This is a genomic window from Hymenobacter sp. HD11105, from assembly GCF_054051685.1.
In genome coordinates, this window is record NZ_JBSWBR010000003.1 from 546,458 (window position 1) to 559,257 (window position 12,800).

Sequence of the window (12,800 nt, forward strand, 5' to 3'; positions counted from 1 at the left end):
CCCGCGTGAGTACCGCTGCTTGTTTTCTTTTCCTATGCTTATAGAACAACGCCAACTAACTCAAACCACGCAGTTGGCCCTTCGCCCCCACGGGCTATATATCTGCCGAAAAAACCGACAGGGTCAAACTACGCTGGAGGTTGAGATGCCTTACGAAGAAATTTTGCCCGTGCAGGTGGAGCGCCGCCGCAATATGCCGCCGCGGTGGCAATTGCTAGGGCTGCTGTATGCCTGGATAATAGGCACCCAATACGCCCTCAAGCAGCCCACGACATTGTATGGATTCATTTTGCTGGGCGTAGGTCTGGCGTTGATAGCTCTGTATTGGTACGGCCGCCACAACTGGTGGCAGCACTTTATCCTGAACACTACTCACGCTCGCGTAGTGCTGGCCGATCGTCCTAATCAGCGGAAGGCACTCTATCGCTTCACCGAAAACCTGGAGCAGCGCACCAAAAATTACCTCCGCGAGCACTATGGCACTATCAACCCGCTAGGCCTGATCGAGCCCCAGTTGCAGCGCCTGCGTTGGCTACACAAGCTGGAGGTCCTCACCGACAAAGAAGCCCGCGCCCTCTCCACCCGCCTTACCGGCCGCGTCGAGGATTCGCCGCTGCTCAGCATGGGACAGGAATTGGAAGCACCTTACGCTAATTAGGAATAAGTAAAAAAGCCCCCCAGAATTACTTCTGGGGGGCTTTTTGTTCACAATGACACTTAGCTTGGCGTTACGTTCAGTTGATTGCAACGACACGAGAAGCCGAAGCTTCGCGCTAGTCTTGTTCGCAACCTAGCGGCCTTCCAGCGCGGCTACGCCAGGCAGTTCTTTGCCTTCCATATACTCCAGCAGCGCGCCGCCGCCGGTGCTGATGTAGCTCACACGGTCGGCGTAACCCATCTGGTTGACGGCCGCAGCCGAGTCGCCGCCGCCGATGAGGCTGAAGGCGCCGTTGGCGGTGGCTTCGGCAATAGCTGCGGCTACAAACTCGGTGCCGGCCGAGAAGTTTGACATCTCAAATACACCCATCGGGCCGTTCCAAAGGATGGTGCGCGACTGACGAATGATGTTGGCGAAGTTCTCGCGCGACTCGGGACCGATGTCCAAACCCATCCAGCCGTTCGGGATGTGATGGTTGGGAGCCGTTTCTACGTTGGCATCGTTGGCAAAGCGGTCGGCAATGAGCGAGTCAGTGGGCAGCACTAGGTTTACGCCTTTTTCTTTGGCTTTTTGAATCAAGTGCAAGGCCAGGTCCAGCTTGTCGGCTTCCAGCAAAGAGCCGCCGATGTCGCCGCCTTCTGCTTTTGAGAAGGTGTACGCCATGCCGCCCCCGATGAGCAGGTTGTCTACTTTATCGAGCAGTTGTTCGATAAGCTGAATTTTATCCGAAATTTTAGCCCCACCCATAATGGCCGTGAAAGGTCGCTCGGCTTTAGTAAGCACACGATGGGCGTTGTCTAGCTCGCTTTGCATCAAGTAGCCCGCAACGCGGTCTTGGGGGGCAAAATACTGAGCAGCAACAGCCGTGGAGGCGTGGCGGCGGTGGGCAGCGCCAAAGGCGTCGTTCACATACACATCACCCAGTTTCGCCAGTTTCTCTGCAAACGCAGTGTCGCCAGCTTCTTCTTCTTTATAGAAACGCACATTATCGCAAAGCAAAATCTGACCGGGTTGCAGGTTTGCGGCCCTGTTAGCGGCGTCGGGGCTGAGCACGTCGTCGGCGAATAGCACCTCGCGGCCATACTCTTCCTGCAAACGAAGCACGAGGCTGCGCAACGAAAACTTCTTTTCGGGGCCGCCTTTTGGCCGCCCTAAGTGGGAAAGCAGAATCACGCTGCCACCATCGGCCAGTATTTTGCGGATAGTAGGCGTCGCGGCGCGGATGCGGGTGTCGTCGGTAATGTGCAGTTCATCGTCGAGGGGCACGTTGAAATCGACGCGCACCAGGGCTCGTTTGCCGGCGAAGTTGTACTGATCAAGAGTTTGCATAAGCAGTGAGTAGGGTTTGGATAGGCCTTATACGGGACGAATGTAGTAGAAGCTTTGACGCCGTCGTGTTTCGCATCCGTTCTACTTTCCCCGTACCTTTGCGCTACGTATGAAAATAGGCATCTTCTTCGGCGGCCCGTCGCGTGAGCGGGAAATATCCTTTGCGGGCGGCCGCACTGTGTACGATAACCTGGACAAAGGCTTGTTTCAAGCCGTCCCCATCTTCGTGGACAGCCGGGGCAACTTCATTTTGCTCGACTGGCACTACATTTATAAAGGCACCATTCGGGACTTTTACCCCCCCGTATCAGCTCTGCCACCCTCCGAGCACCGTTTGCAGGTGTACTTGGAAAGCCTCGGCGAACTAAGCCAGGAGGAACAAGACCGCATCATCGCGGAAGTGGGCCGACGCGTGCAACCCCAGGAGTTGCGCGAGCTGATGGATTTTGCTTTTCTGGCCCTGCACGGCCCTGGTGGCGAGGATGGCGCCATCCAAGGCTTGCTGGAGTGGTACGGCATTCCGTACTCTGGCTCCGGCATCTTGCCTTCGGCTTTCGGCATCGATAAAATCGCCCAGAAAAAGCTTCTGCACGCGCTGAACCGGCCTACGCCTGCTTTCCGCGTCATCGGCACGGAAGAGTGGGACGCCGCCGACCCAGAAGCTACGCTTGATTACTTGGTGCGTGAGCTGGGCTTGCCACTAGTATTTAAAGCCCCACGCCAAGGCTCCAGCATTGGCGTCTCGATTCTGCGCGAAAAAAATGCCCTCCAGTTTGTGGCAGCTGTTGAGCGCAGCTTGTTTCGCAAAACCTTGACCCGCAGCGAGTGGCAGGGCAAGAGCGACGAGCAGAAACTCCTGTGGCTACAGCAGCTCACCGATATCCGCGAAGGAATTGGTCTGCCGGTGGTGCTTCAAGTGAAAGGTGAACAATCAGCAACTGATACTATTGCACCTCAGGAGCCGCAACTTATTTATCACCCTGAGAAGCTCCTGAATACACTCAACGAGCAGTTTGAGACGGTTGAGCAAGTATTGCTGACCAATGTGGATGGGGAGTCGCAGGTGCTGGTAGAGAGCTTCGTGGCGGGGCGCGAGTTTTCGTGCATTGTGGTGGAAGATCCCAACGGTGAGCCACTGGCTTTGCCCCCCACCGAGATTGTAAAGGGCGAGGAGATGTTCGATTACCGCTCCAAGTACCTGCCCGGCCTGAGCCGCAAAATCACGCCCATCGACCTGCCCGAAGACAAGATTCAGGAGATTCGGGAAGCTTGTCAGGAGATGTTCCGCACCTTCGGCTTTCAGGTCTACGCTCGTCTGGACGGCTTCATTCAAGCCACCGACGGCAGCCTTTTCTTGAATGACCCAAACACGACGTCGGGTATGTTGCCGGCTTCGTTCTTCTTCCATCAGGCAGCTGAAATCGGGCTGAATCCGTCTCAGTTCCTGACCTACCTGATTCGGACTTCGCTTGCCGCGCGCCGCCGCGCGGGTATGCAGCCAGTGCGCCTGGGGGGCATTTTGGCCCGCCTCGATGCCGCCGTGGCTTCGCGTCAGCAGCAGGAACAGCATCGTACCAAAGTAGCCGTGATTATGGGCGGCTACTCTTCTGAGCGCCATATCTCGGTGGAGAGCGGTCGTAATATTTACGAGAAGCTAAGTTCCTCTATCAAGTACGAGCCCATTCCCGTCTTCCTAACGGGTTCAGCTCAGGAGCACAAGCTGTATGTGCTACCTATCAATGTGATGCTCAAGGATAACGCTGACGACATCCGCGAGAAAATTGAGTACGCCGAAGCCGGCCACGAGCTGCACCCAGTACTGGTGCGCATCCGCCGCGAGGCCGAGGCCATTACGGGAACCTACGCTGGCCAGCCTACAGCGCAGCCGCGCCGCATTTCCTTTGAGGAGTTGGCCGAGATGGTAGATGAGGTGTTCATTGCCTTGCACGGTCGTCCCGGCGAAGATGGCGCTTTGCAAAAAGAGCTGGAGCAATTTGGCCTGCCCTACAACGGCTCCGGAGTCGAGTCGAGCAGCATCACGATCAACAAATTTGAAACTAACCGCCGCCTTCGCGATGCAGGCTTGCGCGTAGCCGAGCACCGCATGGCCAACCGCCTAGAGTGGCAAGCCGACGCCGAAAGCTTCTATCGCTCGCTGGAAACGCAGTTTCACTACCCCTTCATAGCCAAGCCCGCCGACGACGGCTGCTCTTCGGCCGTGAAGAAAATTAAGAACCGCCAGGAGTTGGAAGCCTTCAGCCAACTCATTTTCCGCGACCAGGAAGACCTGCTGTCCGAAGCTGCTCGCACCCTTAACCTCGGCTTTAAAGAGGAGTTTCCGCAGAAGGATGCCTTCCTGGTTGAAACCCTCATCAGCCGCGATGGCGCCCAGCACTTCCTCGAAGTAACCGGCGGCTTGCTCACCCACTGGCGCCCCGACGGCACCTTGAACATCGAAGTGTTTGAAGCGTCTGAGGCCTTGGCCACCGGCGAAGTGCTGAGCCTAGAGGAAAAGTTCTTGGCCGGCGAAGGCCAGAACATTACGCCCGCTCGCTACGCCCCCAACCCGGAGGAGCGTCAGCGCATTTCGGATGAAGTAAAAAAAGAGCTGCGCCGCGTGGCTGAGGTGCTCAACATTCAAGGCTACGCCCGCATCGACGCCTTCGTGCGGGTGCGCGAAACGGGCGCGGTGGAGGTACTGATTATCGAGGTAAACTCGTTACCTGGTATGACCCCCGCCACCTGCATCTTCCACCAAACGGCTCTCAACGGCTATACTCCCTACGATTTCATTGATCGAATTCTGGAATTTGGCAAAGAGCGCCAGCGCAAACTACAAGTAGAAACCAAAAGCTAGTAGAACGATAACTCTCCTCCTCAGCTGAGGAGGGGAGTTATCGTTCTTTCCGCTCTTCCCAGTACTTTCGCTCCTCCTGACTTCTAGTTTCTCCTTTTATAATGGCTTTTCTTAAATCTGACACCCCATTCGACGTACTGAAGCACTTGGTGGTCATTGGCTTAATGGCGGCATTGCTGCTGTTCGGCTTTTTCTTTGTATACCTGCCCATGACCACCAATCACGGCGAAACTATTGTGGTGCCCAAGATCACCGGGATGCGGCAGAGCGACTTGGAAGATTACTTGGATGAGCGCAATCTGCGCTACTTCATTGATGACTCCAGCTACAGCCCCAACATTCCGGCGTACACGGTGCTAACCCAGGACCCCGCCCCCGGCGAGCAGGTAAAGGAAGACCGCAAGATTTATATCTCGGTGAGCATGAAAAACCCGCCGGTGATCAAAATGCCTAAGCTCACGGAAGGCTCGGTGAAAAACGCGCAGATGATTCTGGCCAGCTACGACCTGGTAGTGGGCGACATCAAAAAGGTACCCGACTTGGCTCAGAACTCGGTGTTGAAGCAGTTGGTAAACGGCAAAGAAATTGAGCCCGGCTCCCCCATTGCCAAAGGCACCCGCGTAGATTTAGTGGTAGGTGATGGACAGGGAAACCAAGAGTTTCCGGTACCCAATATCATCAATATGCCCGCCGATGAAGCCTCTACCCTACTAGTAGGACAAGGCTTGCAGGTAGGTGAAATATTCTACCAACCAGCCCAGGAAGGGCAGGTAGAAGGCACCGTTGTGCGACAGCGGCCAATAGCCGCGCCCGGGGCTACCATTCGGATGGGTCAGCTAGTTGATTTGTGGGTAGCCGGCAACGAGCCATTAAAGGCCGTACAATAAGTAAAGTTAGTTGAGGAGGCACGGTAAAATTTTCTCTCATCCGCAGCCGTTTGCCTTGCGTAAATTGCTGTCTATGATCTACCCGAAACCTTTACTTTTTCTGCTGGCTCTTAGCCTGCTTTTGTCCTTAGCCGGACAGGCGCAAACAGTAACCCCACTTAGCACTGACCCGAGCCGAGCGCTTTCCACTCCGCCGAAGCCGGCCTTGGGACAGCGCGGTACGCAGATAGTACTGCCCTTATTCGATGATTTTGCGGCCCAGGGCGAAGGTTTGCCCAACGAGCAGTATTGGGTAAAAGGTGGCGGCACTTTGGTAAACAACCGTTTTCCGGTCGCTCCGCCTTCGCGCGGCGTAGTCACCTTTGATGGGCTGCGGGCCAATGGCCGACCTTATACCGCTTCTACCGCCTACGGCACCACAGATACGCTTACCTCCCAGCCCATTGACTTAAGTGCCTTTACGGCTAATAGTGGTGTGTATCTGAGCTTTTTCTGGCAAGCGGGCAGTATAGTAGGCCCGCCCAAGAGCAATGTTGGGCAACCAGTACGCTTTGAACTGGAGTTCCTAGATAATACGGGTTTGTGGCAGCAGGTCTGGGTTCAACCCAGCACCGGCGTGAGGACCAACTTTGCCCAACAGCTTGTTGCTGTTACCCAGCCTCGCTACCTGCACCCAAGTTTCCAGTTTCGGTTTCGGGCTACGGGCGACCTGTCGACTACGCGTGATGCCTGGAGCCTCGACTATATTCTGCTCGACCAAGGCCGCTCGGCCACTGATAACACGTACCGCGACATTGCCACCAGCGCCCCACTCACCAGTTTGCTGCGGCGCTTTGCGTCTATGCCCGTGGAGCAGTTTAATGCAAACGCCAACGATGAGCTAAATCCGAACACGTTTACAACCATCAACAACTTTGATGTGGGCCCCGCGCCAACGCCCATTGCTTGGAATGGTACTTTGCAAGTGCTGCCGGCTGGCCCTCGTGCCACCTTTCTGACCGGCAACAAATCACTGGCCGCGAGCCAGCAGCAGGATGTTATTGCCGGCAACGTGCGCATTACGCCGCTGCCTATTACGCCCGAAGCCAAGCGCGTCACGCACCGAATTGCCATTCAAACCAACGAGACCAATCCCCGAACGCTTTCCAACGACACCATATCGCGCACGACAGAGCTGGCTGATTATTATGCCTATGACGACGGCACGGCCGAAGCCACCGTGAATCTACCCGCGCTATCGACTGGCCCAGCGAGCTACTTTGCGTATCGCATTGATCTGAACCGACCCGACCGGGTGCGTAGCGTGCGGCTGTACGCCGCACCGATGAATGCAAGTCGGGTAATCACGGTGAATGTGTGGGACCATGACCCTACTACTAATTTTCCTACTACTACACCCAAAGCATCCCAAAACTTTACTATTCCGGCTACGCTGCCAGCCGGGCAAGAGTATGTAGACGTAGCTTTTGCCCAACCAGTGAGCGTGAACGGCACTTTTTACGTGGGTTATGGTCAGGCCTCATTGGGCTTTTTCATCCCTTTTGGGATAGACCTGAACAGCGTGCCACCCGAGAATTACCTTTTGTTAAATACCGCTAATGCATGGCGTTTTACCGTGACTCCAGTTCCGGGTGCGCCCATGATGCGCCCTATTATGACGGGCAGTATTGTCACATCCAACGCAACGCCTAACCTAGCTTCCACTATCAGCCTCTATCCTAACCCAAGCGCCGGTCTGGTGCGCGTGGAGGGCCGTTATGCTCGCGCCACCGTGCTTGATGCCGTGGGCCGAGTAGTTTGGACGCAGGCAGCAGCACAAAGCGGCCAAGCTGAGCTAGACTTGCAGAACTTGCCTGCTGGTGTATATTTAGTGCAGCTTACCTTAGCAAATGGGCAAGTTGTGACGAAGCGTTTGGCATTAAATCAATAAGCCTGGACGAAACTAAGACACCTCTTTATGTGAGGTAGTTAATTTTTATTCCTAAACTACGCCTTCAAATCCACCCTCCTACCTCGAAAAAGACCCTAGAAATTATGAGTGATATTACTTCCGATGAGCTGAAGCAGCGGCAGGCCTCCGGTGAAAAGTTGGTAATCCTGGACGTACGCGAAAACTGGGAATACGAGGAATCACGCATCGAGGGAAGCCAGCACATACCCCTGGGCGCCCTACCTCAACGCATCGATGAGCTGGAAGACTTCAAGGAAGGAGAAGTAATTGTGCATTGCAAGGGCGGCAGCCGAGCTAATTCAGCCAAGGCATTTCTGGCTCAAAATGGCTTTCGCAACGTGCGCAATTTAATCGGCGGCATTACCGCATACCAGCTATAAACCATTGAAAGCACAACCGCTTAAGCCGAGCTATTTATATCATCAAAAAGCCCCCCAGCGCCAATCAAGCGCCCTGGGGGGCTTTTTTGTGCAGAAAAGGCCATCGAATTATATGCTAGCGTTGACGAGCGGCTTCGCCACGAATGCAGGTTTTGGGCGCAGCCAAGTGAATTGCTTCGAAGGCAGAAAATTAATTTTCGGGTGAGTATAGCAATGCCTCAATTGATTTATATAATTTGGTTACGCTTCCGTTTCTTCTGCGTACTTAGGCTTAACCGCTTGCTAAGCAATCAGCTATCCGGAGGCGGCGCTTACTCTTTTCTAAGGTTACGATGAGCATTCAGAAACTGTATACCGCCTCAGCTAAGTCCACGGGCGGGCGCGACGGACGCACTATTTCTTCCGACAATGCGCTTGACTTAACCCTGAGTATACCCAAGGAAATGGGCGGCGTTGGCCAACTAGGCGCTACCAACCCCGAGCAGCTGTTTGCGGCGGGCTATGCGGCCTGTTTTGATAACGCTCTTTTGTTGGTAGCCAGCCAGGAAAACCAGCCCATTAACGGCAGTTCCGTAGCCGCCGACGTCACCTTGGGCAAGGATGGCGACAATTACGACATCTCGGTAGATCTGCGCGTAAACATTCCGGGAATGGACCAAGCCGCTGCTGAAGAATTGGTTGCCAAAGCTCATCAGCTTTGCCCCTACTCCCGCGCCACCCGTGGCAACATTGAAGTGACTATGACCACCACCACCAACTCGTAGGTGATGGTAGACTTAAGCCAGCACAGCTAATTGGCTGTGGCTTTTACAATATCCTTTTCAGCTAAGCCCGTAGCTGACCATTAGGCTCGTAGCGCAGCACCTGGGTATCCACTAGTTCCCGCAGCAACTGAGTGACTGTTTCGGCTTGCTGGGGGGCAAATTGAGTGAGAAGCTCGCGCGGTGTCTGGGGAGCTTTTTGAAGCAATTCTACCAGTTGAGTCCGTAGCGCTGGGCTTTGGGCGGTTGGCTGCTGACCCTTCCTTTTGGCCAGGCAAAAGTCGCAGACGCGGCATGCTGGAGCATCCATCTCCCCGAAATATTCTAGCAATAACTGCTGCCGACACTTGCCACCTAAGCTATATTGAATGACGGCTTCTGTCTGATGCTGAGCTAATTCACGAGCGGCGCGCAAAGCTGGCTGGTTCAGAGGCAGCTTATCAACATCGTGGCGCGGGGTGGTGAACAGCGCCTGGGGGGCATTATGCTGAGGCTGATACTGAATAATACCCGAACGGTGCAGAAACAGCAGCATTTTACGCACCTCCACCACGCTCAGACGCAAGTGCTGGGCCAAGCTGTTTTCGGATATCTTCTGAAAGCCGGCGAAGATTTCGCCCCCATTTAATCGAAGTAATGATTTAATTAACTTATCGTGGGCTGCGTTGGCTACCTGAAAGCGGTACAAGTCATTGTGGTCGATGGGAATGTGCACGCGGGCCGGGTTGTTTACAGCTTCGTTTATCTGCACTAGTCCTTGACGCGCCAGCGCTTTCAGCGCATTATGCGCGTCTAGGGCTTTGATGCGGTAGGTTTCGGCAAACTGCTGAATATCAAAATCGAAGGCTACTAGCTCACCGCCGCCAACAGCAGTACGCGAAAAATTAGCTAGGGCCTGATATACACGGCGCACGGTATCGAGAGGCGGGTGAGCCAGCTCGGCGCGGCGGCGCTGATCGGCGGCTTCGTTGGGGCCAGCCAGGAGGACGGCAAAGGCATATTTCTCGTCGCGCCCGGCACGCCCGGCTTCCTGGTAGTAAGCTTCCAGCGTATCGGGTGCGTCGAGGTGCACGACTAGGCGCACGTCGGGCTTGTCGATGCCCATACCGAAGGCGTTGGTAGCCACGATTACGCGGGTTTTATTTTGCATCCAGTCCTGCTGGGTGCGGTGGCGTTGATCACTGGGCAAGCCCGCGTGGTAGGCCGCCGCCGACACTTTGTGGTGCTGCAAAAACGCCGCTGCGTCTTCTACCTGCCGGCGCGTGCGCCCATAGATAATGGCCGTTTTGTCGGGGCCTACGCCACGCAACACTTCTTGCAGACGTCGTAGCTTATCCTCAGTTTGCAGAACGGAATACGACAGGTTTGGCCGGGCGAAGCTTTGCTGAAAAACTTGATGACTGAGACCAAAGCGCAGCCTTTCAATAATGTCCGCCTTCACGGGCTTGGTAGCCGTAGCCGTGAGAGCAATAACCGGCACTTTGGGCAGCAATTCGCGCAGCTCCGCAATCTGCAAATAAGGTGGCCGAAAATCATAGCCCCACTGCGAGAGGCAGTGCGCCTCATCCACGGCCAGCAGGTTCACCTTCATCTTTGCCACCCGCACCCGAAACATCTCCGTCAGCAGCCGCTCCGGCGACACGTACAGAAACTTCACCGGCCCGTACACGCAGTTATCCAGCGTCTGGTCGATTTCCTGGTGGCTCATGCCCGCGTACACCGCCTCGGCCTTGATGCCCCGCGCCCGCAACTGCTCTACCTGATCTTTCATCAGCGCAATCAGCGGCGACACGACCACGCAAATGCCCTCCCGCGCCAGCGCTGGTACCTGAAAGCATACGCTTTTGCCTCCGCCCGTGGGCAACAAGGCCAGCGTATCCTGCCCTGCCAGCACTGACCGAATAATATCTTCTTGCAACGGCCGAAAAGCCGTGTGGCCCCAGTGTTGGTGCAGCAAGTGCAGAATGTCGTCGGTAGGTAGAGGCATGTGACCGCAAAGGTAAGTTCTACCTGAACTAACAGATCAACAAAAAAGCCCGGCTCCAAACGGAACCGGGCTTTCTGTATATGTAGTGAGTTAAACCTTAAGCGGCAGCCGACTCGCCGTTCTCACGGTCTTCGATAGCCTTGCGCAACTTAGCAACGGCCTGGTTGGCACGCTCCTCGTCCAGACGGTTGATGTTAAGCAACATCTTGGTCTTCTCCTGGCGCGTAATCACCGGGTGGTTGAGCAGACGGATGATTTCCTCCTTCTGCGCAGCCGTAGCGTACGCAATGGCTGGTGCTGGAGCCTCGGCAGGCTCAGCGGGTACGGCCTTCATAGGCGTAGCCTCAGCAGCTACAGCGGCGGGAGAAGCAGCAGGGGCTACAGCCAGCGCGGGCTTGACTTCGGGCTGGTTGCCACCATATTCCATCTCCTCAGCAGGCGTGGGCTCGTAGCCGGCAGCGCGAATAATCCAAGCAAGGATATTGCGGTACGCCTTGCCAATAGCACGCGTCTGTGCCATGCTCATGATGGCAAACTCTTGGTAGAACTTCTTACCCGACTCTTTATTCGAACATACAGCAAAGCCAGCGCCTACCGTATGACCCGAACGCAAGTCGAACAAGGTCACTTTAGCTTGATATTTTAACTCCGTCTCGGTGCTAACGTTAATGACGTGGTCAACGATAGGCACGATGCCTAAGCGCGAGCCAGCATACTGCCAGCCTTCCACGTTCACAAACTCTTTGCCCTGCACCGTCGTCGTGAGCTTGTTGTCTTTGATGAACTTCGCCAGATCAGTAGCCAAGTGCAACGTCTCATCGGAGCGCGAAATATCGTAGCTCTCAATCTTGCTCTTGCGAGCCTGGTCTTTAACGGGTTTGGTTACTTCGTTCATGGCGGTTTCCATAAGTGTCCTGTAGTACGTTTTGTTATTTGGGTATATAACTACATAGGTACGCAAAAGGTGCAAAAAACCACATTTTTATATGTAAATTTTCTCATTGATAATCAGTCGCTTACAGTAACAATTCCTAAAAATTTTAGAAAACTAAAAATTTGAGGTTTCGCAGCAATTAAGTAGGCTGTTTTTTGCTTTGCACACTACCAATTTCGTAACGCAAAAAAGCCCCCCAGAGTCGCTGCTGGGGGGCTTTTTTTAGCAGAAAATCGTCAGGCTTTACTCTGTGATGTAGCCGTCCTTCATGGTGATGGTGCGGTCGGCCATTTCGGCGAGTTGGTCGTTGTGCGTCACGATGACGAAGGTTTGACCTAGCTCTTTGCGCAGCAGGAAAAAGATCTGGTGCAGTTCCTGCGCATTCTGCGAATCAAGATTGCCGCTGGGTTCGTCGGCGAAGATGATTTCGGGCGAGTTGATCAGCGCCCGCGCTACGGCGGTGCGTTGCTGCTCCCCGCCCGACATTTCGGAGGGCTTGTGGTCGGCGCGGCGCTCCAGGTTCAGCATGCCGAGTAACTCGCGGGCTCGCACCCGCACTTCCTTTTCTGAGCGGCCCGCCAGGTAGGCCGGCAAGCACACGTTTTCTAGGGCCGTAAATTCCGGCAGCAGGTTATGAAATTGAAAGATAAAGCCAATGTGCCGGTTGCGAAACCGCGCTAGATCGGAACGGCCCAGCGAGCTTACCGACTGCCCATCAAACAGCACTTCGCCCGAATCCGGATTGTCCAGCGTGCCTAGAATGTGCAGCAGGGTACTTTTACCCGCCCCCGACGAACCAACGATGGACACGATTTCCGATTTTTCAATCGTCAGGTCGATGCCCTTGAGCACTTCCAGCGTGTTATAGCTTTTGCGAATATTGATGGCCTGCAGCAAACGATAAGCGGATTGGGTGAGCAAGTTGGGAACAAGCAAAGCTACGGATGAATCGCAGAAGATGGCACTGGTTTGTAATCTGTAGCTTGCTGGAGAGCACTGGGGAGTAAATTACCGTCTTGGTGCTACCATTTTCGCTTTCGACGGCTTATAATTGAT

General features: G+C 54.8%; 10 protein-coding genes. 6 read left to right on the plus strand and 4 right to left on the minus strand.

Features of this window, described 5'->3' with window-relative positions; translation table 11 throughout:
- The first annotated feature begins 34 nt into the window (after positions 1–34).
- Complete coding sequence (locus ACW9KT_RS12830) at positions 35–658, plus strand: hypothetical protein (protein WP_457080965.1); 624 nt, start codon at positions 35–37, stop codon at positions 656–658.
- 132 nt (positions 659–790) lie between these two features.
- On the opposite strand, the gene ACW9KT_RS12835 is transcribed toward ACW9KT_RS12830, so the two are convergent.
- The gene (locus ACW9KT_RS12835) at positions 791–1,987 is read right to left on the minus strand and encodes a phosphoglycerate kinase (protein ID WP_457080967.1); all 1,197 of its coding nucleotides are present in this window, start codon (positions 1,985–1,987) and stop codon (positions 791–793) included.
- Between the two features lie 109 nt (positions 1,988–2,096).
- Here ACW9KT_RS12835 and ACW9KT_RS12840 point away from each other — a divergent pair, with 109 nt between their 5' ends.
- The 5 genes from ACW9KT_RS12840 (at position 2,097) to ACW9KT_RS12860 (ending at position 8,826) form a co-directional block, all read left to right on the plus strand.
- On the plus strand, positions 2,097–4,844 hold the full coding sequence (locus ACW9KT_RS12840; RefSeq protein ID WP_457080969.1) for a D-alanine--D-alanine ligase family protein: 2,748 nt from the start codon (positions 2,097–2,099) through the stop codon (positions 4,842–4,844).
- 101 nt (positions 4,845–4,945) lie between these two features.
- Complete coding sequence (locus ACW9KT_RS12845; RefSeq protein WP_457080971.1) at positions 4,946–5,731, plus strand: PASTA domain-containing protein; 786 nt, start codon at positions 4,946–4,948, stop codon at positions 5,729–5,731.
- Positions 5,732–5,804: 73 nt separating this feature from the next.
- Complete coding sequence (locus ACW9KT_RS12850; RefSeq protein WP_457080973.1) at positions 5,805–7,661, plus strand: T9SS type A sorting domain-containing protein; 1,857 nt, start codon at positions 5,805–5,807, stop codon at positions 7,659–7,661.
- Between the two features lie 104 nt (positions 7,662–7,765).
- Positions 7,766–8,062 carry a rhodanese-like domain-containing protein gene (locus ACW9KT_RS12855; protein WP_457080975.1) on the plus strand — a complete coding sequence of 99 codons (297 nt, stop codon included), beginning with the start codon at positions 7,766–7,768 and terminating at the stop codon, positions 8,060–8,062.
- Between the two features lie 332 nt (positions 8,063–8,394).
- On the plus strand, positions 8,395–8,826 hold the full coding sequence (locus ACW9KT_RS12860; RefSeq protein ID WP_457080977.1) for an organic hydroperoxide resistance protein: 432 nt from the start codon (positions 8,395–8,397) through the stop codon (positions 8,824–8,826).
- Positions 8,827–8,887: 61 nt separating this feature from the next.
- On the opposite strand, the gene ACW9KT_RS12865 is transcribed toward ACW9KT_RS12860, so the two are convergent.
- The 3 genes from ACW9KT_RS12865 to ACW9KT_RS12875 all read right to left on the minus strand — a co-directional run bounded on the left by ACW9KT_RS12865 (position 8,888) and on the right by ACW9KT_RS12875 (position 12,641).
- Positions 8,888–10,810, minus strand: a complete 1,923-nt coding sequence (locus ACW9KT_RS12865) for a RecQ family ATP-dependent DNA helicase (RefSeq protein ID WP_457080979.1) — start codon at positions 10,808–10,810, stop codon at positions 8,888–8,890.
- A gap of 97 nt (positions 10,811–10,907) precedes the next feature.
- Positions 10,908–11,717 carry a hypothetical protein gene (locus tag ACW9KT_RS12870; protein WP_457080981.1) on the minus strand — a complete coding sequence of 270 codons (810 nt, stop codon included), beginning with the start codon at positions 11,715–11,717 and terminating at the stop codon, positions 10,908–10,910.
- A gap of 270 nt (positions 11,718–11,987) precedes the next feature.
- Positions 11,988–12,641 carry an ABC transporter ATP-binding protein gene (locus ACW9KT_RS12875; RefSeq protein WP_457081091.1) on the minus strand — a complete coding sequence of 218 codons (654 nt, stop codon included), beginning with the start codon at positions 12,639–12,641 and terminating at the stop codon, positions 11,988–11,990.
- Positions 12,642–12,800: the final 159 nt, after the last annotated feature.

What these genes read in the sequence shown, in the direction of transcription:
- ACW9KT_RS12840 (WP_457080969.1), top strand. Translation starts at nt 2,097, where the DNA reads ATGAAAATAGGCATCTTCTTCGGCGGCCCGTCGCGTGAGCGGGAAATA.
- ACW9KT_RS12865 (WP_457080979.1), bottom strand. Translation starts at nt 10,810, where the DNA reads ATGCCTCTACCTACCGACGACATTCTGCACTTGCTGCACCAACACTGG.
- ACW9KT_RS12855 (WP_457080975.1), top strand. Translation starts at nt 7,766, where the DNA reads ATGAGTGATATTACTTCCGATGAGCTGAAGCAGCGGCAGGCCTCCGGT.
- ACW9KT_RS12845 (WP_457080971.1), top strand. Translation starts at nt 4,946, where the DNA reads ATGGCTTTTCTTAAATCTGACACCCCATTCGACGTACTGAAGCACTTG.
- ACW9KT_RS12860 (WP_457080977.1), top strand. Translation starts at nt 8,395, where the DNA reads ATGAGCATTCAGAAACTGTATACCGCCTCAGCTAAGTCCACGGGCGGG.
- ACW9KT_RS12870 (WP_457080981.1), bottom strand. Translation starts at nt 11,717, where the DNA reads ATGGAAACCGCCATGAACGAAGTAACCAAACCCGTTAAAGACCAGGCT.
- ACW9KT_RS12850 (WP_457080973.1), top strand. Translation starts at nt 5,805, where the DNA reads ATGATCTACCCGAAACCTTTACTTTTTCTGCTGGCTCTTAGCCTGCTT.
- ACW9KT_RS12830 (WP_457080965.1), top strand. Translation starts at nt 35, where the DNA reads ATGCTTATAGAACAACGCCAACTAACTCAAACCACGCAGTTGGCCCTT.
- ACW9KT_RS12835 (WP_457080967.1), bottom strand. Translation starts at nt 1,987, where the DNA reads ATGCAAACTCTTGATCAGTACAACTTCGCCGGCAAACGAGCCCTGGTG.